Source organism: Sphingomonas sp. ERG5 (genome assembly GCF_000803065.1).
Lineage (GTDB): Bacteria > Pseudomonadota > Alphaproteobacteria > Sphingomonadales > Sphingomonadaceae > Sphingomonas.
The window spans coordinates 1-22293 of record NZ_JSXI01000001.1 but is presented as its reverse complement, the minus strand read 5'-3'; the positions used below and the strand labels follow the sequence as shown (position 1 = coordinate 22293).

21 protein-coding genes are annotated in these 22293 nt (G+C 62.5%); 9 read left to right on the top strand and 12 right to left on the bottom strand.

Annotated elements, in window-relative coordinates; all coding sequences use genetic code 11:
* Window positions 1-107: 107 nt before the first annotated feature.
* From OO12_RS00105 to OO12_RS00090, 4 genes are all read right to left on the bottom strand, one after another.
* Window positions 108-1739: a nitrite/sulfite reductase gene (locus OO12_RS00105; RefSeq protein WP_034156606.1), complete on the bottom strand. Its 1632-nt coding sequence runs from the start codon at window positions 1737-1739 to the stop codon at window positions 108-110.
* A gap of 1 nt (window position 1740) precedes the next feature.
* The gene (locus OO12_RS00100) at window positions 1741-2037 is read right to left on the bottom strand and encodes a DUF2849 domain-containing protein (RefSeq protein ID WP_034156605.1); all 297 of its coding nucleotides are present in this window, start codon (window positions 2035-2037) and stop codon (window positions 1741-1743) included.
* Entirely contained in the window at window positions 2034-2825 is a 792-nt protein-coding gene (gene cobA / locus OO12_RS00095; RefSeq protein ID WP_034156807.1) for a uroporphyrinogen-III C-methyltransferase, read from the bottom strand. The genes OO12_RS00100 and cobA overlap by 4 nt, the downstream gene beginning before the upstream one ends.
* A 95-nt stretch (window positions 2826-2920) precedes the next feature.
* A complete protein-coding gene (locus tag OO12_RS00090; RefSeq protein ID WP_034156604.1) occupies window positions 2921-3571 on the bottom strand; it encodes a peptidylprolyl isomerase in 651 nt (216 codons plus the stop codon).
* 841 nt (window positions 3572-4412) lie between these two features.
* Here OO12_RS00090 and OO12_RS00085 point away from each other — a divergent pair.
* From OO12_RS00085 to OO12_RS00070, 4 genes are all read left to right on the top strand, one after another.
* Window positions 4413-4646: a hypothetical protein gene (locus tag OO12_RS00085; protein ID WP_052215361.1), complete on the top strand. Its 234-nt coding sequence runs from the start codon at window positions 4413-4415 to the stop codon at window positions 4644-4646.
* 58 nt (window positions 4647-4704) lie between these two features.
* On the top strand, window positions 4705-8784 hold the full coding sequence (locus OO12_RS26590; RefSeq protein ID WP_052215360.1) for an RHS repeat domain-containing protein: 4080 nt from the start codon (window positions 4705-4707) through the stop codon (window positions 8782-8784).
* Window positions 8785-9476: 692 nt separating this feature from the next.
* The gene (locus OO12_RS00075; protein ID WP_034156603.1) at window positions 9477-9902 is read left to right on the top strand and encodes a hypothetical protein; all 426 of its coding nucleotides are present in this window, start codon (window positions 9477-9479) and stop codon (window positions 9900-9902) included.
* On the top strand, window positions 9886-10851 hold the full coding sequence (locus OO12_RS00070) for a sterol desaturase family protein (RefSeq protein ID WP_052215359.1): 966 nt from the start codon (window positions 9886-9888) through the stop codon (window positions 10849-10851). The genes OO12_RS00075 and OO12_RS00070 overlap by 17 nt, the downstream gene beginning before the upstream one ends.
* Window positions 10852-10976: 125 nt before the next feature.
* On the opposite strand, the gene astD is transcribed toward OO12_RS00070, so the two are convergent.
* Together astD and OO12_RS00060 are read right to left on the bottom strand one after the other, a co-directional pair.
* Window positions 10977-12392: a succinylglutamate-semialdehyde dehydrogenase gene (gene astD, locus OO12_RS00065; RefSeq protein ID WP_034156602.1), complete on the bottom strand. Its 1416-nt coding sequence runs from the start codon at window positions 12390-12392 to the stop codon at window positions 10977-10979.
* 71 nt (window positions 12393-12463) lie between these two features.
* A complete protein-coding gene (locus OO12_RS00060; protein ID WP_034156601.1) occupies window positions 12464-13831 on the bottom strand; it encodes a protein adenylyltransferase SelO in 1368 nt (455 codons plus the stop codon).
* A 37-nt stretch (window positions 13832-13868) separates the two neighbouring features.
* On the opposite strand from OO12_RS00060, the gene OO12_RS00055 reads away from it, so the two are divergent.
* The 5 genes from OO12_RS00055 to OO12_RS00035 all read left to right on the top strand — a co-directional run bounded on the left by OO12_RS00055 (window position 13869) and on the right by OO12_RS00035 (window position 18397).
* The gene (locus tag OO12_RS00055) at window positions 13869-14759 is read left to right on the top strand and encodes an alpha/beta fold hydrolase (protein WP_034156803.1); all 891 of its coding nucleotides are present in this window, start codon (window positions 13869-13871) and stop codon (window positions 14757-14759) included.
* Between the two features lie 35 nt (window positions 14760-14794).
* Window positions 14795-15553, top strand: coding sequence for an SDR family oxidoreductase (locus OO12_RS00050; protein ID WP_034156600.1), 759 nt, complete (start codon window positions 14795-14797; stop codon window positions 15551-15553).
* Window positions 15550-16665, top strand: coding sequence for a glycosidase (locus tag OO12_RS00045; RefSeq protein WP_034156599.1), 1116 nt, complete (start codon window positions 15550-15552; stop codon window positions 16663-16665). The genes OO12_RS00050 and OO12_RS00045 overlap by 4 nt, the downstream gene beginning before the upstream one ends.
* 220 nt (window positions 16666-16885) lie before the next feature.
* Complete coding sequence (locus OO12_RS00040) at window positions 16886-17464, top strand: dihydrofolate reductase family protein (protein ID WP_034156802.1); 579 nt, start codon at window positions 16886-16888, stop codon at window positions 17462-17464.
* Window positions 17465-17764: 300 nt separating this feature from the next.
* Window positions 17765-18397 (top strand): hypothetical protein, encoded by a 633-nt coding sequence (locus tag OO12_RS00035; RefSeq protein WP_052215357.1) that lies wholly within the window; start codon window positions 17765-17767, stop codon window positions 18395-18397.
* 30 nt (window positions 18398-18427) lie between these two features.
* Here OO12_RS00035 and OO12_RS00030 read toward each other — a convergent pair whose 3' ends face one another.
* The 6 genes from OO12_RS00030 to OO12_RS00005 all read right to left on the bottom strand — a co-directional run bounded on the left by OO12_RS00030 (window position 18428) and on the right by OO12_RS00005 (window position 22219).
* Window positions 18428-18958, bottom strand: a complete 531-nt coding sequence (locus tag OO12_RS00030) for a dihydrofolate reductase family protein (protein ID WP_034156598.1) — start codon at window positions 18956-18958, stop codon at window positions 18428-18430.
* A 163-nt stretch (window positions 18959-19121) separates the two neighbouring features.
* Window positions 19122-19706, bottom strand: coding sequence for a hypothetical protein (locus OO12_RS27805; protein ID WP_152616183.1), 585 nt, complete (start codon window positions 19704-19706; stop codon window positions 19122-19124).
* A gap of 150 nt (window positions 19707-19856) precedes the next feature.
* On the bottom strand, window positions 19857-20105 hold the full coding sequence (locus tag OO12_RS00020) for a zf-TFIIB domain-containing protein (RefSeq protein ID WP_034156596.1): 249 nt from the start codon (window positions 20103-20105) through the stop codon (window positions 19857-19859).
* Window positions 20106-20161: 56 nt separating this feature from the next.
* Window positions 20162-20875 carry a Bax inhibitor-1/YccA family protein gene (locus OO12_RS00015; RefSeq protein WP_034156595.1) on the bottom strand — a complete coding sequence of 238 codons (714 nt, stop codon included), beginning with the start codon at window positions 20873-20875 and terminating at the stop codon, window positions 20162-20164.
* Between the two features lie 26 nt (window positions 20876-20901).
* Window positions 20902-21102, bottom strand: coding sequence for a YdcH family protein (locus tag OO12_RS27320; RefSeq protein WP_235364616.1), 201 nt, complete (start codon window positions 21100-21102; stop codon window positions 20902-20904).
* A 235-nt stretch (window positions 21103-21337) separates the two neighbouring features.
* Entirely contained in the window at window positions 21338-22219 is an 882-nt protein-coding gene (locus OO12_RS00005) for a DMT family transporter (protein ID WP_200887348.1), read from the bottom strand.
* Window positions 22220-22293: the final 74 nt, after the last annotated feature.

Sequence of the window (22293 nt, the reverse complement as noted above, 5' to 3'; positions counted from 1 at the left end):
CGTTCGTTTCGGGCGAAGTCGAAAAACCTCGCGCAGCATTTGTGACCTGTTTCTCGACTTCGCTCGAAACGAACGGCGTGAGGGAGGCGTCGCGAAGCGGGTGCGCTTTACCCATAAAGCGCCTCCTTGAACGGATCGAGGCCGACGCGGCGATAGGTGTCGAGGAAGCGTTCGCCATCCTCGCGCGACGCCAGATAGACATTGGTGACCTTCTCGACCGCATCGACGATACCGTCTTCGTCGAAGCCCGGACCCGTGATGCGCGCCAGGCTGGCATCCTCCGCGCCCGAGCCGCCGAGCAGCAGCTGGTAATTCTCGGTGCCTTTCTTGTCGACGCCGAGGATACCGATGTGACCGGCATGATGATGGCCGCAGGCATTGATGCAGCCGCTGATCTTGAGCTTCAATTCGCCCAGGTCGCGCTGCCGGTCGATATCGGCGAAGCGCGTCGCGATCTTCTGCGCGATCGGGATCGACCGGGCATTGGCGAGGCTGCAATAATCGAGACCGGGGCAAGCGATGATGTCGCTGATCAGGTCGAGGTTCGCGGGCGCGAGGCCGGCCGCGTCGAGCGCCTGCCACACCGTATAGAGATCGGCCTTGCGCACATGCGGCAGGACGATGTTCTGCGCATGCGTGACGCGCAGCTCATCGAACGAGTGGCGCTCGGCGAGATCGGCCATCAGGTCGATCTGGTCGGCGCTGGCGTCGCCCGGAATGCCGCCGTTCGGCTTCAGGCTGATATTGACGATCGCATAGCCCGGCTGCTTGTGCGGTTTCACATTCTGGTCGAGCCAGACGGCGAAGTCGGGGTCACTGCGGTCGGCCGCGACGCCGTCATCGGCGAGGAAAGCGGGGGCTGCGAAGAACGCGGCGATGCGGTCGAACTCGGCCTGGGGCGGGTCGATGCCCAGCGCCTTGACCAGCGCGAACTCTTCCTCGACCTGACGGCGATATTCGTCGGCGCCGAGTTCATGGATCAGGATCTTGATCCGCGCCTTGTAGATATTGTCGCGCCGGCCATAGCGGTTGTAGACGCGCAGGCATGCCTCGACATAGCTGAGCAGGTCGTCGGCGGTGACGAAGTCCTTGATCTCCGGCGCGACCATCGGCGTGCGGCCCATGCCGCCACCGACGAAGATGCGCCCGCCAAGTTCACCATCACGCTCGACCAGCTGGATGCCGATATCGTGCAGCCGCATCGCGGCACGGTCCTCGTCGGCGGCAATCACCGCGATCTTGAACTTGCGCGGCAAATAGCTGAATTCGGGGTGGAAGGTGCTCCATTGGCGCAGCAGTTCGGCCCATACGCGCGGATCGGTCACTTCGTCCGCGGCGGCGCCGGCATATTGGTCGGAAGAGATGTTGCGGATGCAATTGCCGCTGGTCTGGATCGCATGCATTTCGACCGTGGCGAGATCGGCAAGAATGTCGGGCGCATCCTCCAGCTTGATCCAGTTATACTGGATGTTCTGGCGCGTGGTGAAATGGCCATAGCCGCGATCATATTTGCGCGCGATGTGGCCGAGCATGCGCATCTGGCGCCCGTCGAGCGTGCCATAGGGCACCGCGACGCGCAGCATATAGGCGTGAAGCTGCAGATACAGGCCGTTCATCAGCCGCAGCGGCTTGAACTGATCCTCGGTGATCTGGCCGGCAAGGCGGCGCTTCACCTGGTCGCGGAATTCCTCGACGCGCGCGTCAACGATCTGCTGGTCGTAAGTGTCGTACTTGTACATCTCAGATTACCCAGCTTCCCGCCTGCGGATCGGCGGGTTTCAATGTCAGGTCGGGGCGCACCGTGGGCCCGAGCGCGCGGACGCGGTCCTTGATATGCGCCGGGCGTGGCCCTTCGGATGTCGCGGTCGCGTCGATCACATAAGCGGCGTTGACGCGGCGCGCGCCTTCCTCGGCCCGGGCGATGCTTTCGCCCTGGTCGGCGACATCGGCCGAATCCTCGACATGGCGCGACCAGCCCTGGCCGGTCCACCAGATCACATCGCCAGTCGGCAAATCATTTCCGGTCAGCAATTTCATGCAAAGCTTCCTTCGGCGACACGCGCCCAGCGGCCCAGTTTATCTTCCGCGTCGGACAATTCGACCACTTCGCCGACGACGATGATGGCAGGGCTGGCAACCTTCTCGCGTTCGACCATCGAGCCGAGATCGGCGAGCAGGGTGCGGATCGCGCGGCTGCCGATGAGCGTGCCGCGTTCGAGCACCGCGACCGGCATGTCCGGCGCGACGCCGTCACGCATCAGCTTGTCGGCGATATCGGCGGCGGTCGCGACGCCCATATAGATGACCAGAGTGCGGCCCTTGCCGGCGAGCCCCGACCAGTCCTGCTCGGCCAGGCCCTTGCACTGGCCGGCGACGAAGCTGACTGCGCTCGAATGATCGCGGTGGGTGAGGGGGAGCATCGCTTCAGCGGCGCAGCCGAGCGCCGCCGAGACACCCGGGATGACCTCGACCGGCAGGCCGGCGGCGCGCACCGCCTCGACCTCTTCGCCGCCGCGGCCGAAGATGAAGGGGTCGCCGCCCTTCAGCCGCACGACGATCGCGCCGGTCTTCACATGCGCGATGATCAGCGCGTTGATCGCCTCCTGCGGCAGCGTGTGGCGCGCGCGCTGCTTGGCGACCGAGATGCGCTGCGCGGCGGCAGGCGCGATGTCGAGTACGCGCGGGTCGATCAGCCCGTCATGGACGACGATGTCGGCGGATTCGAGCGCGGCGACCGCGCGCACCGTGAGCAGGCCGGGATCGCCCGGACCGGCGCCGACCAGAATGACGCGCCCGCGCGCGGATGGATCGAGGAGAGTGGCCATCGCTGTCAGATGGTCGCATGCGGCGCGGGTGGCAACCGACGCTTGCTTTTGGCCGGGGTAGGGAAACTTTTGCGCCATCGGTCCGTGTCGCGCGGCTATTTCTTGCGGTCGATCAGCCATGGCTTCACCAGGCCGGTCGGTTTGGCCGGTCCATCGAGCCGCCGCGCGTTGATCACCTTGATCGGGCTGAGCAGCATCTGGCCGCGCATGCCGCCGCCGGTCGGCTGGGCGAGGATGCGCTTCACCGTGTCCATCCCGCCGACGACATGGCCGAATGCGGCATAGCCGGGAAAGTCGCCCTTGGCGTCGAAGCTGGGCAAGGCGCCGACGGTGATGAAGAAATTGCCGCCGGCCGAGTTGGGCTCGGTCCGGCGCGCCATCGAGATGGTGCCGTCGATGTGGTGGAGGCCGGTCTGGTCGGTGCGTTCATGCTTGAACGGCGGCAGGATACGGCGCGCATCGGTGCGGATGCCGCCCTGGATGAAGCCATATTGCGGCGCATTGCGGCTGCGCGCCGAGCGATAGATCACCGCGCCATCGAAGCGCCCATCATCGACATAGGACAGGAAATTCGCACTGGTCACCGGCGCGCGGCGCGTGTCGAGCGCGAGGATGATCGGCCCATCGGCAGTGACCATGCGGACGCGGACGATGCCCGGCGCCGGTTTTTTGGCGGGCTGGGCGATGGTCGGGCCAGTCAAAGTGAGGGCGGCGAGGGCGAGGATGAGGAGGCGGAACGGAGTCATCAGGGCTAGATAGGGGAAGACGCGAACGCGCCCAAGAGCGCAATGTCCGGGCGACGTCCGGCCTGGTGTCCACACCCGTTCGGTGTTCGCCCGCGTCGGGCATCCGCCGGCGTGCGGCGGGCACGCGTCGCGAAGTCGGTTTCCGACCGATCGACGTTCCAAATTCCCGCAGTGACGGGAAACGCTGCGGGAAAATGCTTTTTTGAGCGTTCTGCGGGAATCTGCGGGAAAAGCTGCGGGAATTTTGATGGAGCCGCACGGGAATTTTTCGGCCGTGCTGCGGGAATATCGGGAAATGGTTGGGGCGGGAGTCATGGTTTGCTCGATTTCGGTTGGGTTGAGTCAAATCGTCCGTTGGAGTGGGTTTTCGCGCGTGACCTGGCGTGGTGAAGGGCAGGTAATGAGGGTGCTAGGGAACGGTTTGAATCGAGCTGCAACATGGTGACTGAGACGTGGCGATGAGGGAGCGCGAAGGCGCGTGAGTATCCCGGCCGCGGTAACCCGTCGATCAGGTAATGTTTCACAAAGAGATCAGGCAAATACGGGCAGGCGTCGGAACTGTTCTGACCGTAGTCATCACTGATACATCCAGATTGGTGATGATTTACGTGCTTTCCGGAATTTTCATCTTGTGGCTGGCCGCGCACCGGCATCTACTCCGGATGGGGCTGACCGAGTCGCGATACGCGATCCCATCGAGAGGTCGATAGAAAAAGGCCGCATCGCCAAAGCTTTGCGTGAGGTGAGGATAGCTGACCACTCAACATGCTTGCATTGTTGGATTCCGGATGTTCTCTATTTGTTCATAGCGTTTCGGTCGGCTTCTAACGGGGAAAATTCTATGGTTCGCAAATCCACGGTTGCACTGGTGGCGACGGGTGCCGCGATCGCGGCGGGCCTGACCGCGATGGCGGGCATGGCCGGCGCGTCGGAGACGATCAACTACACCTATGACGCCAAAGGCCGGCTGGTGAAGGTCGAGCATAGCGGCACGATCAACAATGGCGTGGTCGCCAATTACACGCTCGACAAGGCGGACAACCGCAAGAACGTCAAGGTGACCGGCGCGCCGTGATCGGTGCGCCACATTCGTCCGCAAGAATTTCGACTATCTTCCGACACGGGGCATTTCCATGACGAATCAACCGACGATCGCGTCGCATCGACGCCGCGCGCGCTGTGCATTTTTCATTCTTACAACGGCGCTGTGTTCAGGGTTGGCGGCCCCGGCCTTTGCGGAATCGCCGCATCCCAATCTCGATGCCAACGGGGTCGACCTGACCGATGGTACTTTCAACCTGCGCCTGCCCATTGCCTCGATCGGATCCGGCCAGACAGAACTTCCTCTGATCGCCTATGATGGGCAGGCCGACAATTGGTCACGGATTGTGCTCAGCGTGACCAGCTCCGGCGGAACGACTTTCTATTCCATGAACCTCGGTTCGAACTACGACAATTTTACCAGCGCCAGCTCATCGTCAACGCGGGGCACCGGCGCGACGCTGATTAATGGCGTTTATCGTACGCTCGACGGGACGGAGATCGTCTTCGGCAATCCGGCCGGCAGATATGGCGGGGCTTCCAATCTTTGCGACGATATCAATGTAACCAATTGTTTCCTGCTGCCGCAGACGATCTCCGGGAAGAGCGGCATGACCGTCAACCTGCAATGGGACATCTTTGCCAATTGTACCGACGTCCCCATCGAAGCCGAGACCGGCCCCGACTGCAATTTCGACTGGCGGCTGGCCAGCGTCGGCAATGCTGCGGGTTATCAGATCGGCTGGACGTTCGCGAGCGGCGGCAGCGGATCAAGTTCCGGCCCGGTCAGCCCGGGGCCGACCTGGTTCCGTCGCACCAGTGCGGTGTTGAAAAACGGCGCGACCACCACCGGCACGATTACCTACGGCAATCCATCGACGGGGGTCTACACCATCACGACGCCGGGGGGTAAGATCTGGCGGATCACCGGCAGCGGCTATTCAATTACCGGAGTCCGCCGCCCGAGCGCGTCGTCCGACACCACCACCGTCAGCTATGCCGCAGGCCTTGTCACTTCGGTCACGCGTGACGGGGTGACCACGGGCTATAATCGCTCGCTTTCGGGTTCGACGGCGACGATGGTCGTGACCGACGCGCAAAGCCACACGACAACGATCGTGTCGGACATGACCAAATTCCGTCCGACATCGGTAACCGATGCGCTCAGCCGGACGACCAGTTTCGCCTATGACAGCATCGCGCGGCCGACCGAAGTGACCTATCCCGAAGGCAACAAAGTTCAATATGGCTATGATGGCCGCAGCAATCTCACCACGATGACATTAAAGGCCAAAGCGGGATCCGGCCTGTCGGATATTGTAACGACCGCGAGCTATCCGGCGACTTGCGTCGATGATTCATGCAACAGCCCGACCTGGACCAAGGACGCGCTCGGCAACCAGACCGACTATGTTTATGATACCGACGGCCTGCTGACCAAGGTGACCGGACCTGCGCCAACCAGCGGGGCGACGCGGCCGGAGACGCGGTACAGTTATACCGCCGCATCGGGCGTCAAACTGACCACGGGAATTTCGACCTGCAAAACGGGCGCGGCGCCGGCTTGCGTCGGCACATCGGATGAAGTGAAGACGGCGGTCACCTATGACAGCAATTTGCTGCCCACCATTGTTTCGACCGGTGCCGGTGATGCGAGTCTGACCGCCACGACCACCAGAAGCTATGACTCGGCCGGCAATTTGCTCAGCGTCGATGGCCCGTTGTCTGGGACGGCGGACACCACAACCTATCGCTACGACGCTGATCGCGCGCGGATCGGGGTGATTTCGGCCGATCCGGACGGAGCCGGCGCCCTCAAGCGGCGGGCGGTAAAAGTGACTTACAACGGTGACGGTCAACCCAGCATCACGCAAAATGGCACCGTGACAGGGACAAGCGATACCGACTGGGCGGCCTTTGTCGTCGCGCAGAGGAAGACCGCGACCTATGATACGAATGCGCGCAAGACGAAGGATGAGCTCAGCGCCGGCGGCACGACCTATCAAGTGGCGCAGTATAGCTATGATACGGTCGGACGGGTTGAGTGCTCCGCGCTCAGGATGAACAGTGCGATCTGGAGCTCACTTCCAGCCTCGGCCTGCACCCTGGGGACGACGGGCGGCGCCGGTCCCGACCGGATCGCCAAAACGACCTATGACGCCGCTGGTCAGGCGACCAAGGTTCAAACCGCTTTCGGCACCGCTGCACAAGCCGACGAAACCACGGGAACCTATGCCGGCAATGGCACGCTGGCCACGCTCACCGACGCTGAGGGCAACAAGACGACCTATGAGTATGACGGGTTCGATCGCCTGTTGAAAACGCGCTATCCGGTGACCACCGCAGGATCGGGAACAAGCTCGACCACCGATTATGAGCAGCTCGGTTATAACGCCAACGGCAATGTAACGAGCCGGCGGCTGCGCGATGCGCAATCGATCGCTTACAGCTACGATGCGCTGAATCGATTGACGCTGAAGGACCTGCCGTCGCCCGAGGCCGATATCTCATATACCTATGATTTGCTGGGTCGTCAGACGGGGGTCAGTTCCAGTGCGCAGATGCTGTCCTTCACCTATGACGCGCTGGGACGTATGCTGACGCAATCCAGCCCCATCGGCACCCTCACATCGCAATATGATCTGGCGGGAAGGCGTACCCGGCTGACCTGGCCGGATGCGTTCTACGTGACCTATGATTATGACGTAACCGGCAAGATGACGGCGATCCGTGAAAATGGTGCAGCCAGCGGTGCAGGCGTGCTGGCCACTTATAGCTATGACGATCTGGGGCGGCAGCTGAGCCTGGCCACAGGCAATGGATCGACCACCAACTATACGCCAGATCCGCTTTCGCGGCTGTCGTCGCTGACACACGACTTGCCGTCCACGGCAAGCGACCTGACGTTGGGGTTCAGCTATAACCCGGCAAACCAGATTGCCGGTACGACGCGGTCGAATGATAGCTATGCCTGGACCGGGGCAACCAATGTCGACCGCGCCTATACCGTCAACGGGCTGAACCAGGCGACCGTGTCGGGCGGGGTGGCGCTAGGCTATGATGCGCGCGGCAATCTGACCAGCTCGGGTGCGACGACCTATGCGTATACGTCGGAGAATTTGCTCAAATCCTCCGGCACCACCACGCTCGCTTATGATCCGCTGCTACGGCTGTACCAGATCGATACCACGACCCGGATGGGGTATGACGGACAGGATCTGATCGGCGAATGGAACCCCGTGAGCGGAGCGCTGCAGAAGCGGTACGTCTATGGCCCCAACGGCACTGCGCCGGTCGCATCATATGGACCGACGGGCAGCCGGTTCTGGCTTCACACCGATGAGCGCGGCAGCGTGGTCGCGGTGACCAACAGCGCCGGTACTGCGATCAATACCGATACTTATGATGAATATGGCATTCCAGGCGCAGGCAATGGCGGGCGGTTCCAATATACCGGTCAGGCCTGGCTGTCTGAACTTGGGCTCTATTATTACAAGGCGCGGATGTACTCGGCGACGCTGGGGCGGTTCATGCAGACCGATCCGATCGGTTATAACGACGGCATGAACTGGTATAATTATGTCGGTAGCGATCCGGTGAATTTTTCCGATCCGTCGGGGACTGACTGTTATTATGTTGATGGTGGCGGATATACTACATCAGACGATACAAACGGGACTGTTGTTCATAAGTTCAAGGTGAAAGCTTGTGGCGCAGATCCTGGCGGTAGTATACCGAGTAGTGGAGGCGGTGATGGAGGTGCGCCCGGAGGAGGGCAAAATCCGAGCACAGAAGAGCCTGCTACCTGCCAGGAAATAAGGAGTGCGGTGACCGACTCTAAGAAAAACCTCCCAGATTTTATCACGGACACTTGGCGGTGGGCAGATTCTTCTGCCCTTAGGAATGATGTTGTGCAGGCGCGCCTTAATCTTGCCGATGTTGACGATATATCTTTAGCGTTAAATGTCGCGCAAGCGGCTGGATTGGCATTGGCATTGAGATCGCCAAGCCCATTTGGGAGAGTGGTTGGAGGGTTTACTTTTGGCGCTTCTACTTTTGTCGCTGGATTGGGTCTTTCTGCATTGCAGGCTAAGTACAATAATCAGATTTCGGCGCTGAAGTATAGGATTTTGCAGATTCAATCTCAGGAAGATGGAGTTTGTAAAAAATAGATATAGTAAATGATATTGTTGATTGGTATTATATAATGAATATTAAATACGCAATTAATGTAACAATAACATGTGCGTTATATCTCTCTGGTGTAATGTATTTTTTGTATCTTCTTGTAATAGAAAAGAAGCCCGTAAATGCTGTGGTATTTATAGTATCTTTTTTATTATTTCTTCTCTTGATAAAAATATCAAAATTTTACGGCAAAGGATAATTGTTTCATAGAGCTTATCGGTTACAGCACCCTGCGATCCGGCGCCCCGCCTTTAGGTAAGCGGCCGGTCGCGTGTGGTGAAATAATGGTATCTTCCAGCGCGAGATTAACGCGCCCGCAGCCTCATCTCCATAAAGATCGTTGTCGCTGGGAGCACTGGTCAGCGTGTCTATGTCGGCGCGGGTGAGCGGGTCGAAAAAAAGGGCCTCGACTATTTCTGGATAGAGTCCGCTCCACACCGAACGCATCGTAACAAATCGGCTCCGTGGCGTGGTAGGCCGCCATATGCCGCGAGTTGGCCGTGCCATGAGCTTGACCTGGCGGACCCAACGCTTTGCATTGCACCCAAAGATGGTAGCGGTTACTATCGAAGCCGCCGCCCGGCATCTGTGCCGAAATGAGGATGGACCCGAACGAAGAGTCGGAACGCCTCCGGCAGAATGGCTCCCGATTTGGGCGGCGTTGAGAGGGCAGGGGATGAACTGGCTGGTGTTCGCAGGGTCGCTGCTCGCCGTTCTGGCGATGACATTGGTCGCGCGCCTGCTTGGCCTTGGCGCGGCGCCGCGCATTGCCGATGCCGATCATGCCCGCCGTCTGGCCGATGAGGCGTGGTGCGGGTTTCGGGCGGTCGATGTCGCGATCGATCGCGGCGGGCGGGCGGCCTTGCTGCGCGATGCCGCGAACCGGCACATGGTGATCCGCGCGCATGGCAATCATTTCGTCACGCGCTTTATCGAATCCCCGGTCCATGCCGCGCTGGACCGGCAGTCGTTGACCGTCTCGCTCGGCGAAAGCATGTTCGGGACAGTGACGCTCGACCTGGGCGATGATGCGGCGGCGTGGGCGAACCGGCTCAACCGTGCCGGACAGATCGGAGCGAGACGCGATGCCCAATCTGCCTAATCCGGTCAGCTATGCGGTGCCCGCCTTCGTGCTGTTCGTCGTGGCCGAGATGATCTTCGCGCGGCTCCATGATCGTTCGCGCTATCATGTGAAGGACACGCTGACCTCGCTGCTGCTTGGGCTCGGCAGTACGGTGGCGAGCGTGCTCACCGGCGGCGCGGTGGTGGTGATGGGGCTGGCGCTGCAGCGTTATGCGCCATTCCAGATTCCCTATAGCTGGTGGGCCTGGACCCTCGCCTTCGTCCTGTACGATCTGAGCTTCTATGTCGCGCACCGCGCGTCGCACCGCATGCGCCTGATGTGGGCGAGCCATGTCATTCACCATTCCAGCCAGCATTATAATCTGTCGACCGCGCTGCGGCAGCCCTGGACCAATCTGGTCAGCCTTGGCTTCATTTTCTTCCTGCCGCTGTTCCTGCTTGGCTTTCCGCCGCCGATGCTGCTGTTCGTCGGCGCGCTCGACACGGTCTATCAGTTCTGGATCCATACCGAGACGATCGGGCGGCTGCCGCGCTGGGTCGAGGCGGTGATGAACACGCCGTCGCACCACCGCGTGCATCATGCGACCAATCCGCGCTATCTCGACAAGAATTATGCCGGGGTGTTCATCGTCTGGGACCGGATGTTCGGCACCTTCGAGCCCGAGCGCGACGAGGACCGGCCACGCTATGGCATCGTCAAGAATCTCGGCAGTTTCAATCTGTTGTGGGCGGCGTTCCATGAATGGGTCGGCATCGCCCGCGATGTGTGGCGCACGCCGGGATGGAAGAACAAGCTTGGCTATATCGTCGCGCCGCCGGGGTGGAGCCATGACGGGTCGCGCGACACCAGCGAGACGATCAAGGCGCGGTGGCGGGCGCAGACCGGGGAGGTGGAGACGGGGAGTGTCGCGGCCGTTGATGCGGGAGCAAGAGGCGAGGCCGTTGGGCCCGGGGCACTTCAGCGTTGAATTGACCCGTCAGTCCCCGTTCGTTTCGAGCGCAGTCGAGAAACTTTGCGCAGCGTTTATGGCCTGTTTCTCGACTGCGCTCGAAACGAACGGAAAAGGGGGGCGCGTCGCCGGGCGGCACGGCCTTAGCCGTCCCTGAGCCCCACCCCGATCGAGGCCCGTGCCTGATCCGCTTCGTTCGACACCACCGGATAGGCGCAGTAATCCGCGGCATAATAGGCGCTGGGGCGGTGGTTGCCCGACCAGCCGATGCCGCCGAACGGCGCGCCCGAACTGGCGCCGTTGGTTGGTTTGTTCCAGTTGACGATCCCGGCGCGGGCATTGGCCCAGAAACGGTCGTACAGCGCCGGGTTCTGGCTGATCAGCGACGCCGACAGGCCGTAGCGCGTGTTGTTCGCCTCGGCGATCGCCTCGTCGAAGGTCTTGGCGCGGATCACTTGCAGGATCGGGCCGAACAATTCGATGTCGGGCCGATCCTTCATCTCGGTCGTATCGATCAGGCCGGGAGTCAGGAACGGGCGGCCTTCGACCAGCCGTTCGGGGTGGCGGATCGGGCGGCCGCCGCGCATCATCAGTTCGAGGAAACTCTCGGTCAGCTGATCGGCGGATTCATTGTCGATCACGCAGCCCATGAACGGGGCGGGGGTGGCGTGCGGTTCGCCGACGATCAGCTTGCCGGTCAGCTTGTTCACTTGCTCGATCACCTGGTCATAGACGCGGTCGTCGACGATCAGGCGGCGCGCGGCGGTGCAGCGCTGGCCGGCGGTGGTGAAGGCGGACTGGACGATCAGCGCCGCGGTCGAATGAAGATCGGGCGCTTCCCACACGATGATCGGGTTGTTGCCGCCCATTTCCAGCGCAAGGATCTTTTCCGGGCGGTTGGCAAAGGCGCGGTTGAGCAAGAGGCCGGTGCGCGCGGAGCCCGTGAACAGCAGTCCGTCGATATCCGGGTGCTCGGCGAGCGCCTTGCCCTCCGCCGGGCCGCCGATCAGGACGCGGATACAGCCTTCGGGAATGCCCGCGGCATGGAAACAGTCGACCAGGAACGCTCCGGTCGCCGGGGTCTTTTCCGACGGTTTGAACACCACCGCGTTCCCGGCGAGCAGGGCGGGCACGATATGGCCATTGGGCAAATGCGCGGGGAAATTATACGGCCCGAGCACCACGAGCACGCCGTGCGGCTTGTGACGCACCGCCATGCGGCTGCCCATCGGCGCATCGATACGGCGCTGCGCGGTGCGCTCGGCATAGGCGCTGACCGAGATGTCGACCTTGGCGATGACGGATTCGACCTCGGTGCGCGCTTCCCATAGCGGCTTGCCCGTCTCGCGCGCGATCAGATCGGTAAAGGCGTCGGTGCGGGCGCGCACGACATTGCCGAAGCGGCGCAGCGCTTCGATGCGGAAGGCGAGCGGCTGGGCGGCCCAGGCAGCCCAGCTCGCGCGGGCCAGGGCGACTTCGGCATCGACATCGCCGATCGCGCGCCGCCACAATATCGCGCCGGTCGCCGGTTCGCTGGAGATGATTTCGGTGCCCGCCATCGTTGAAAGCTTTGCCTTAGTTTCTCGGGGGAATCCACTGGCCTATGTGATCCTCCCCGGGACGAGTAGGATCAACCGAGCGCTTCACCCATGTTGCGGATCGCAGCGACCTTCGCTTCCAGCGGGGCCCAATCGTCGTCCCGGTCGATCGCGGCCCAGATCGCCTCGACCTCATCGATCAGCATCGAGCAGGGCGCGTCGCCGTGCCAATAGCGATGCGAACGATCGGCGCGCGGTTGGTACGCCGCCAGGATCGTGCGCGCTTCGTCGAATGCGGCGCCCTGGCTCTCTGGCACTTGCCCGCCGAAACTGTCGAAGAAGAAGCGGTCGATCGACGCTGTCTCGCCGCGCAGGCCGCGCTCGACCGCCTGGACCACGGCGCGGTCGCTCTCCGGATCGCGCGGCCGCACGCCGAGTCGCCACAACACGGTATTGGACACGGCCGGCTGATAGTGTTCGCCGAACGTGTCGAGCACGGCGATCAGCGGCGGCGCTTCGCTGACCGCGCGCAAGGCGACGGCAAGCTGCATCGCGTCCCAATGGATCGCCTCGGGCTGACGGCCGAATGCGTAGAGGCCGGCATGGTCGAAATAGGCGGCGGTGAAGCCCGGATCCCAGGTCGGCGCGAACCGCCATGGGCCATAGTCGAAGCTTTCCGCCGTCACGTTGATATTGTCGCTGTTGAGCACGCCGTGCACGAAGCCGGCCGCCATATAGCTCGCGGCAAGCTTCGCGGTGCCGCGCACGACATGATCGAGCAGGCGCACGGCGCCGTCCTCGCCCGCCTCCTCGCCGAAATAGTGCCGCAGGACATAAGCGATCAGCCGCTGCATGTTCTCGGCATCGCGGTGGTAGGCGAGCCGCTGGAAGGTGCCGATACGGATATGGCCGTGACTGAGCCGCACCATCACCGCCGACCGGGTGGGGGAGGGTTCGTCGCCGCGTTCGAGCGCTTCGCCGGTCTCGATCAGCGAGAAGGTGCGTGAGGTCTCGACGCCGAGCGCCTCGAGCATTTCGGTGGCGAGGATTTCGCGCACGCCCCCCTTCAATGTCAGCCGGCCATCGCCGAAGCGGCTCCACGGCGTCTGGCCGCTGCCCTTGGTGGCGAGGTCCATCAACCGGCCGCGATCGTCGCGCAGCTGCGCGAACAGGAAACCGCGTCCGTCGCCGATGTCCGGATTGTACACGCGGAACTGATGCCCGTGATAGCGCAGCGCCAATGGCTGATCGAGGCTGCCGGGCAAGGGCTGGAAGCGGCCGAAATGCGCCAGCCAGTCCGTATCGCTCAGCGCATCGAGCCCGATCTGGGCCGCCGCGCGGTCATTGCGGAAGCGCAATTTCGTTTCGGGAAAGTCCGCCGCCGCCACGGGATCGTAAAAACCGTCCCCCAGTTCGAGAATCGCGCGTTCGGGTCGATATGCTTGCGAGGATGCTGCCATGCAGCGATATGGTGGTTTCGAACCGCAGGACGCAACCATGGCCGCTTATGAAAATCGATATTGGTGGTCGAATGACGGCATCCGGCTGCATTATCGCGACTACCCTGCGCTTGAGGGGCCAGGCCGTGACGACCGCCCGCCGATCCTGTGCCTGCCCGGCCTGACGCGCAACGCACGCGATTACAGCATGGTGGCGCAGCGGCTGGCGGGCGAATGGCGCGTCATCACCATCGACCTGCGCGGGCGCGGCGAGAGCGGTTATGCCAAGGACCCGATGAGCTATGTCCCGCTGACCTATGTGCAGGATATCGAGGCTTTGCTCGGCGAACTCGGCGTCGACCGCTATGTCGCGTTCGGCACCTCGCTTGGCGGGATCGTGACGATGCTGCTGGCGGGCACCGCGCGCGAGAAGATCGCCGGTGTGCTGCTCAATGATGTCGGGCCGGAAATCGACCCGGTCGGCCTGTCGCGGATCCGCACCTATGTCGGCAAGTCGCAGGCCTGGCCGACCTGGATGCACGCCGCGCGCGCGGTCGCCGAGGGCAATGACGGCGTCTATCCCGATTATGATATCGAGGACTGGCTGGCGATGGCGAAGCGGCTCTACCGTCTCAACAGTGCGGGCCGCGTCGTGCTCGATTACGACATGAAGATCGCCGAGCCGTTCCGCGTGCCCGGCAACGAGGCGGGGCCGGACATGTGGCGCGCGCTCGATCAGCTGCAGGGTGTGCCGGCGCTGATCGTGCGCGGCGAACGATCCGACGTGTTTGCGGCGAAGACCGCCGATCGGATGGCGGCGACGCTGGAAGGCTCGGAACTGGTCACCGTGCCGGGAATCGGCCATGCGCCGACGCTCGACGAGGAGCCGGTTCGCGCGGCGATCGGGCGTTTACTCGACCGGGTGACGATGGAACCGGCACGAGTCTGAACGCTTGTCCTCCCGACACCCCTCGGGAGATTTGCATGACCGACCTCAAAGACGCCCATACCGCCGTCACCTCGCTGAAGGGCAAGCGCGTCATCATTACCGGCGGCACCACCGGAATCGGCCGGGCGATCGCCGTGCTGCTCGCCTCGGAGGGCGCGCGGGTGCATATCTGCGGCCGCACGCCGGAGCATCTGGAGGATGCGCTGAAGCGGATCAACGAAGTGGGTGAGGGATCGGGCACCGCGATCGACCTGGCTGAGCCGGACAATGTCACGCGCTATTTCGCCGATGCGGTGAGTTGGCTCGGCGGGCTGGATGTCGCGGTGATCAATGCCGCCGTGCCCGCCAATGCCCTGTCCGAGACGAGCGTGCAGGATCTGCGTTATCAGATCGCGACCGACTTCACCGCCTATCTGCTCAGCGCGCATGCCGCGGTCGATCGGTTCGCCGGAGCGGGCGACATCATATTGACCGGATCGATGTCGGCGCATGTGCTCGGGCCGGGGTCGACCATCTATGCCGGGATGAAGGCGGGCATTGCCGGTTTTGCCGAAGCGCTGCGCCGTGAGCTGGGTGACAAGGACGTCCGCGTCGCGCTGATCGAACCGGGCAAGACCCAGGCCGATTTCCACTATCCCGATATCGATGCCGAGGAGCAGAAGCAGAAAGTGAAGGATGAAACGATGCTGCGCTCGGAGGACATCGCGGTCGCGGTGCATTTCGCGCTGACTCAGCCGCGCCGCACCGTGGTGCAGCAGATGACCGTGGTGCCGCGACGGAGCGAAGGCGAATGAGCTTTGACGCATTGGTTTTCGACCCGCGCGATGTCGATCTGGCGCGCTCGCCGCTCGCCGGCAAGGTCGATGCCGAAACCTATGTGCTCGGCGCGTTCAATCCGGGGCTGACGCGGTTGTCGAACGGCAATCTGCTGCTGATGGTGCGGGTGGCGGAGGCGCTGCGCACGCCGATCCGCGACGGGCATATCCATGCGATCCGCTGGGACGATGGGCGCTACGCGCTCGACCAATGGCCGCTCAACTTCGTCGATACCGCCGACCCGCGGAAATTCATGATGCGGGAGGCCGGGTGGAAGGTGATGGCGTTGACCTCATTGTCCTGGCTCCTGCCGGTCGAGCTCTCGGCGGATGGGACGCAGGTCGAAACCGTACATTACGATCGCGCGATCGCTCCCCGCGCGCCCTACCAATGTTATGGCGTCGAGGACGCGCGGATCAGCAAGGTCGGCGACCGCTGGCTGATGACGACCTGCTCGGTCAGCCCGGAACGGCATTCGACCACGCTCTACACCTCCGACAATGCGCTCGACTGGCAGCTCGAGGGGATCGTGCTCGATCATCAGAACAAGGACATGCTGGTCTTCGAAGGACTGGTCGGTGGCAAATATTGGGCGCAGACCCGGCCGCTGGGCGATCTTTATTTCGCCTATCCACCGGGCAGCGAATGGCGCGCGGGACCGTCGATCAATCTCGCCAGCTCACCCGATGCGCTGCACTGGAAACCCTATGACAAGCCCGGCATCCGCCCACATGCCGCGACCATGGCGACCGCGCGGATGGGCGGGGGTGCGCCGCCGATCCTGACCGACAAGGGCTGGCTGACGCTGTGGCACGGGGTCGAGCCGCTCGGCGTGGTCGGCATTTACCGCACCTATTGGTCGCTGCTCGACCGCGACGATCCGGGCGTGGTGCTGCACACCAGCCACGACCCGCTGATCGAGCCCCGCGCTGCGTTGACCGATCCACTCAAGGAGCTGATGTATCTCGACAATGTCGTGTTCACGACCGGCATCGCCGATGCCGGCGACCATTATGTCGTGGCGAGCGGCGAGGCCGATCTGGCGTGCCGCATCACGCATCTGGGCAAGGCGGCTTTCAATAGGGGGTGAGATTTGACTGAACCATCGTCATTCCCGTCTTTGCTGAAACGCCAATGCTGTGATGCGCCGGAAGCCCCACCGGACCGGACGGCATTTTTGCTACTGTCCCTTCGTCCCGGCAGCGCTATCCGAGCGCTGAAGAAAAATTCCGCTGATGTCGATTTGGCGGAGCTTCGTTCGTCGTTCCGATGAGAGGCCAAAGGAGCCGGCTCGAGCAAAGGAAATGACGATGAGAAAGCTGGTTCTTAGAATGTCCGTTTCGGTCGATGGCTTCGTCAGCGGCCCGAAAGGGGAAGCTGACTGGATTTTCAGGGCCTCGGCCGCAGATTCCCGAGAATGGATCCTCGACACGCTGCGGCAGGCCGGAATCCACGCCATGGGCAGCCGCTCCTACCGCACGATGGCGGCCTTCTATCCGACCTCGGACATACCATTCGCCCCGCTGATGAACGCCATTCCGAAGATCGTCTTCACCAGAAAGGGCCTCGACTTGCCGGTCGCCGACGAAAAGGGATCGGAAAAGGGTTCCTGGGCCAACCCCTTTGTCGCAAATGGCGATCTTGCCGATGAGATCGCGCGCCTGAAGGCGCAGCCGGGCAAGGACATTGTGGTGCATGGCGGCGCCGATTTCGCTCAGGAGCTTGCCGCACTCGGTTTGATCGATGAATACAGGCTCTCGGTCCATCCGGTCGCGTTGGGAAAAGGGCTCCGGCTCTTCTCCAAACTATCCGAACCAGTCGACCTCCAGCTCGCCAGCGCCGAGACCTTCAGCAGTGGCGTGATCGGGCTGGTTTACCGGACCAAATGAACTCGCGCTGCTCGATTGAAGGAACAGGTCGGATTCACCTTGCCGCACCGCCCATGCGCATTGGGTGATTCATGGCGCGGGCCGAAAGGCAGCAGCCCGCGCCACCGCCCCAAAGCGGCCGGCGGCAAACCGGCTTGTCGAGCCGCCGTTGCGCTTTGCGCCCCTTTCCGTCGTGCAGGTCAGTTGCTGACTCGACCCGAAGCGGTCATTGTCCCATCGGTTGCGGAGCGTCTGCCACCGCGTTGCGTTCGTGGCCAATGGCCGCTGTCGGATGAAATCGCCGTGGAGATTAGGTGCCGAATGCGTGAACTGGTCCATGTTTGGTTTCGGGCGACTGTCCGTTCGACAGTTATTCCGTTCGCCCTCTTCACAGGGCTAGTCACGAGCGCTCATGCATCCGCCGAGGAATACGCCATGCGGGCTGTCGGCGGTTGGACGGTGGCGGCAAGCAAGGATAAAAAAGGCTGCTTCCTGACCAGGACGTACGCGGGGCCCGGGGAAACCACCCTCCTTCTCGGCCTCGATATCGATGACAGCAACCGGCTCTCGGTCCTGAATGACAATTGGTCGATCAAGCAAATGGACCGGCTGAAGTTGAATTTTCGGCTCTCCAGTGGCGGCTATCCCGAACAGCAGGTGGTCGGAATGGAGTCCGATGGAAAAAAGGGTTTCGTCACGAATTTCGAAACAGAATTTCCCTCCTATTTCGCTGCATCCAAGGCCCTCCATATCTATCGCGGCGACGTGCCGGTTGAGCTGCTGAGCCTGGAGGGGAGTGGCGCGGCGGTTGCCGAACTGCGCCGTTGTGTCGGCATTTACAAAGCGAAGACCGGGGCAAATGCACGCGAGAAGGGGCGTTCCGACCTGATCCCCAGGGACCCGTTCGCACCCGACGCCAAGCGGAAATCCAAGGACCCGGCGGGCGAGCGGTAGCCGCCTGGACCAGACTTCAGCCGCGCAAGATCAGGCAGGAAGGTAGGTCAGCCTGATCACATCCTCGCCAATCCGATCATGAGCCACAAGGCGGAGTGGCGGCCGCGGGCCGGCGAAATAGGGCGTGCCATGACCCAGCACGACGGGGTGCAGGTAGATGCGATACTCATCGATCAGGCCAAGTTGAGTGAGGCTGTGCGCCAGGTCCGGGCCGGCAACTTCGATCTCCCCGTCGCGCTCGGCCTTCAGGGCGCGGACCGTTTCCTCGAGATCATCCCCGACAAGCGTGGCGTTGGGGCCAACCGGCGTCAACGAGCGCGAGACGACCCATTTCGGCTGGCGGCGCCATGCCGCCGCAAAGGCATGTTCATCCGCGCCCCATTCGGGATGATCGTCGTCCCAGTACCGCATGATCTCATATATTTTGCGGCCATAGACGCTGCCCGCCTGCCCCTGGGCCTCTTCGATGAAGTGGCGGAAGACCGTGCGGCTTGGCGCGAACGACATATGGTCGACATAGCCGTCCAGTGACTGGTTCATTCCGAACACGAGCTTGGCCATACCGCTTCCCGCCTTCACGCGATTCTGATTGCATTATGCAATCGGTCGCACGCTAGATCGGCCGGTCCTGTAGCGCAATTGGTTTTTGGCGTGCGGATGAGCGCTCCATATGCGGGCGAGCCGGGCCAGCAGGTGAGAATTGCCGTGGCACAGCCCGATCGGCTCACTCGGCGGGGATAGGCACCATGGCGGTGAGCAAATGGCCATGAAATCCCATCGCGGTCGCTGCCTTGCTGCCCCTGGCCACGAAGCTGTAAGCAACATTATGGACGCCGGGAACGGGATTCACCCATTGCCGCTTGGGCGCGTCCAATATGCCATTGGCAGGACGCTGGCTGCCCTTCCATTGGTCAAATTCCTGATCATCGAGCGGCGCGGTCGCGTCGAAGTTCAATATCTTGCAATGGAAGAACCGAACGGATCGGTCTTTATCCCCGGTTTTGCCTTCCGACAGGATCAGATAGATCGTCCGGGCCCCTTCGTTCCGCACGAATGATGAGTGGCTCAGCGGTTCCCCGCCGGCCGGGCCCTGGGTCAGTATCTGCCAGGCTCTTTGCAGGGATGGATTTGCCCCGGGGGCCACGCTCGCCCAGCCAAGGCGATTGAGATGTTCGGGCGAAGGAGAATCAGCCCGCGGCCCGCAACTATCCTGCAAAGCCGTCATTTCCAGGGACCGGGCATTTGCCGCCGCCGCTGGCATAAGGAGGGCAAGGGTCAATAAACCCCGCCCGAACAGTCGTTTGGTCACCGCTTTTCACCTGGTTCCGAAAGTTTGATCTCGAAACCGCGTCGTATCCAGGAACGGCGACTGTTTTGTGTCACGCCGCGTTTGAAGAGGAGCGAACCGAAAAAAATGGGGCCACCGCCCAGGCGGTGACCCCGGTTCGATCGACGGGATTCAGTCGAACAGATCCGACAGGAACGAGCGACGCTTTCCGCCATTCCGCCGGTAATGGTCGCCTCGGTGACGATCGTCATCGTCATCATCGCGGCCATGACGTTGTGCGTGGCCGAACGCTTCCGGCTCGCCGCGCGGGCGATACTCGACCGACCGTTCGACGATCTTGTCGAGTTCGCCGCGATCGAGCCACACGCCGCGACAGGTCGGGCAGCTATCGATCTCGATGCCCTGACGCTCGCTTGGCATCAGCTCGCTGCGGCATACCGGACAGGGGAGGATGTTACGGCTGGTATTCACAGGCCTTACTCCTCACGCTGGCCCAGCAGGCCAAGCAGCAGCTGGAACAGGTTGATCAGGTTCAGATAGAGCGACAACGCACCCATAATCGCGAGCTTGTCGGCACGCTCGGTACCGGCATAGGCGGCATATTCGCTCTTCAGCCGCTGCGTGTCCCAGGCGGTCAGGCCGGTAAAGACCAGGACGCCCACGACCGAGATGATCAGCTGCAGCGTGCCCGAACCGATGAACAGGTTGAACAGGCTGGCGCCGACCACGCCGATCAGGCCGATGATCAGGAAGGTCGAGAAACGCGTCAGGTCCTGCTTGGTGGTGTAACCCCACAAGCTCATGCCCGCGAACACCACGGCCGCGGTGAAAAAGGCCTGGGCGATGCTGGTCTCGGTGAAGACCAGGAAGACGCTTGCCATCGACACACCCATCACGCCGGCAAAGGCGAAGAAGGCGGTGCGTGCGGTGGCCAGGCTCATCTGCTCGATGCGGAACGAGAAAAACATGACGAACGCGAGCGGCGCGAACATCGCCACCCATTTGAGCGGCGTACCGAAGATCAGCGCTGCCAGGGCCGGCGTCGCGGCGATGCCCAGCGCGACTAGGCCGGTCAGCGCCAGGCCGATCGCCATGTTGCGGTAAATGCCGAGCATGTGACGGCGCAGGCCTTCGTCAAAGGCGGCGTCCTGCCGGACGCCGGCGCCAAAGGCGGGGAAACGGGTTTCCATAATGTGCTTCCTGAATGGGATTTGGGTCAGATCGCCGCTGGCGACCGGCCGCGCGTCGCGCGGCGGGCGGCGGCGAGGTGCCGGTGCAGAGTATCCTTGATCGCGAGCCGGCGCTTCTTGAGCGTGGCGAGCCGGAACGCGTCGGGCATCCGGCGCGTGACTTCGCGCGCGATTTCCTGATTGAGTGCGCGGTGAGCGGCGACGAGCCGCGTGACGATGATAGACATACAAGCCTCTCCAATCGAAGTGGATCGATCGAGCCTGTCGCGGTGCTGGTGGGGAGGGTGGCAGGGGAACCAGGCCATGTCCGACACCGAGCAAGCTCGATGCGGTCCGACATCACGAGGGCTTTGGTAAGCCCTCGCCAGAGGGGCCCGGTACCGCCCCATCAATCTATGGCATATGTGCGCGTATTCAAGGGTTCCCCTCCTTCAGCCACACTTCGTTACAAACCGGCCGCACCTATCGTCGCGGTCCGATCGGCGCCCAGCCGAGCGTCGTTGCCGCCGCGGCGAACAGGATCGCGGCGCCGCCCACCACTTGCAGCAAATGCAGCGTGTGCCCGAAGGCGACGATATCGACCATGATCGCGACCAGCGGATAGATGAACGACAGCGCGCCGACCAAATGGGTCGGCAATTTCTGGATCGCGCCATAGAGCAGGATGAAGGCCAGGCCGGTGTGGATCACCCCGAGCGAGGCGAGCATCGCCCATGCCGAAGCGCCGCTCGGCGGCGTGGCGAGATGACTAAGCGGCGCGAGCAGCACCACCCCGACGATCACCTGGACCAGCACGATCAGCATCGGCGGCACGCCGGTGAGTTTTTTGGCGGCGATGGCGGCGAGCGCATAGAAGAATGCCGAGGCCAGCGCCATGACGATGCCGAGCAGATAATCCGATCCGGCCTGCGCCGAGTCCGACCTGGCCTGTACCAGCAGCAGCACCCCGCCGAACGCGACCGCCAGCCAGAGCAACTTGTTCGCGGTCAGCCGTTCCCCGAACAGCAGCGCGCCCAAGCCCACCAGCATGAAGGGTTGCGTATTATAGACGGTGGTCGCGATCGAGATCGAGGAATGCCCGTAAGCGCCGAACAGCAACAGCCAGTTCAGCACGATCGCCGCGCCGCCGGCCATGGCGATCAGCAATTGCCGCAGCGAAAGCGCGTCGCGGCGCAACAGTCCGCGCACGGCACAAATCGCGGCCAGGGTCACCGCGCCGAACACGCAACGCCAGAACACCACATCGATAACCGGCTGCCCCGACATGATGACGAACCACCCGATCGTCCCGGAGATCGTCATGGCGACCGCCATTTCGATCGTACCGCGTGTTTGTCCGGTCACCCATGCCTCCAAAATCGATATAGCCTTTTAACAGGCGAGGGCGAGCGTTGCCATGAGTTCAGAAAGGCATATTA

Coding starts and splice junctions, on each gene's coding strand:
- OO12_RS00105 (WP_034156606.1), bottom strand. CDS start 1,739: ATGTACAAGTACGACACTTACGACCAGCAGATCGTTGACGCGCGCGTC.
- OO12_RS00100 (WP_034156605.1), bottom strand. CDS start 2,037: ATGAAATTGCTGACCGGAAATGATTTGCCGACTGGCGATGTGATCTGG.
- cobA (WP_034156807.1), bottom strand. CDS start 2,825: ATGGCCACTCTCCTCGATCCATCCGCGCGCGGGCGCGTCATTCTGGTC.
- OO12_RS00090 (WP_034156604.1), bottom strand. CDS start 3,571: ATGACTCCGTTCCGCCTCCTCATCCTCGCCCTCGCCGCCCTCACTTTG.
- OO12_RS00085 (WP_052215361.1), top strand. CDS start 4,413: ATGGTTCGCAAATCCACGGTTGCACTGGTGGCGACGGGTGCCGCGATC.
- OO12_RS26590 (WP_052215360.1), top strand. CDS start 4,705: ATGACGAATCAACCGACGATCGCGTCGCATCGACGCCGCGCGCGCTGT.
- OO12_RS00075 (WP_034156603.1), top strand. CDS start 9,477: ATGAACTGGCTGGTGTTCGCAGGGTCGCTGCTCGCCGTTCTGGCGATG.
- OO12_RS00070 (WP_052215359.1), top strand. CDS start 9,886: ATGCCCAATCTGCCTAATCCGGTCAGCTATGCGGTGCCCGCCTTCGTG.
- astD (WP_034156602.1), bottom strand. CDS start 12,392: ATGGCGGGCACCGAAATCATCTCCAGCGAACCGGCGACCGGCGCGATA.
- OO12_RS00060 (WP_034156601.1), bottom strand. CDS start 13,831: ATGGCAGCATCCTCGCAAGCATATCGACCCGAACGCGCGATTCTCGAA.
- OO12_RS00055 (WP_034156803.1), top strand. CDS start 13,869: ATGGCCGCTTATGAAAATCGATATTGGTGGTCGAATGACGGCATCCGG.
- OO12_RS00050 (WP_034156600.1), top strand. CDS start 14,795: ATGACCGACCTCAAAGACGCCCATACCGCCGTCACCTCGCTGAAGGGC.
- OO12_RS00045 (WP_034156599.1), top strand. CDS start 15,550: ATGAGCTTTGACGCATTGGTTTTCGACCCGCGCGATGTCGATCTGGCG.
- OO12_RS00040 (WP_034156802.1), top strand. CDS start 16,886: ATGAGAAAGCTGGTTCTTAGAATGTCCGTTTCGGTCGATGGCTTCGTC.
- OO12_RS00035 (WP_052215357.1), top strand. CDS start 17,765: ATGCGTGAACTGGTCCATGTTTGGTTTCGGGCGACTGTCCGTTCGACA.
- OO12_RS00030 (WP_034156598.1), bottom strand. CDS start 18,958: ATGGCCAAGCTCGTGTTCGGAATGAACCAGTCACTGGACGGCTATGTC.
- OO12_RS00020 (WP_034156596.1), bottom strand. CDS start 20,105: ATGCCAAGCGAGCGTCAGGGCATCGAGATCGATAGCTGCCCGACCTGT.
- OO12_RS00015 (WP_034156595.1), bottom strand. CDS start 20,875: ATGGAAACCCGTTTCCCCGCCTTTGGCGCCGGCGTCCGGCAGGACGCC.
- OO12_RS27320 (WP_235364616.1), bottom strand. CDS start 21,102: ATGTCTATCATCGTCACGCGGCTCGTCGCCGCTCACCGCGCACTCAAT.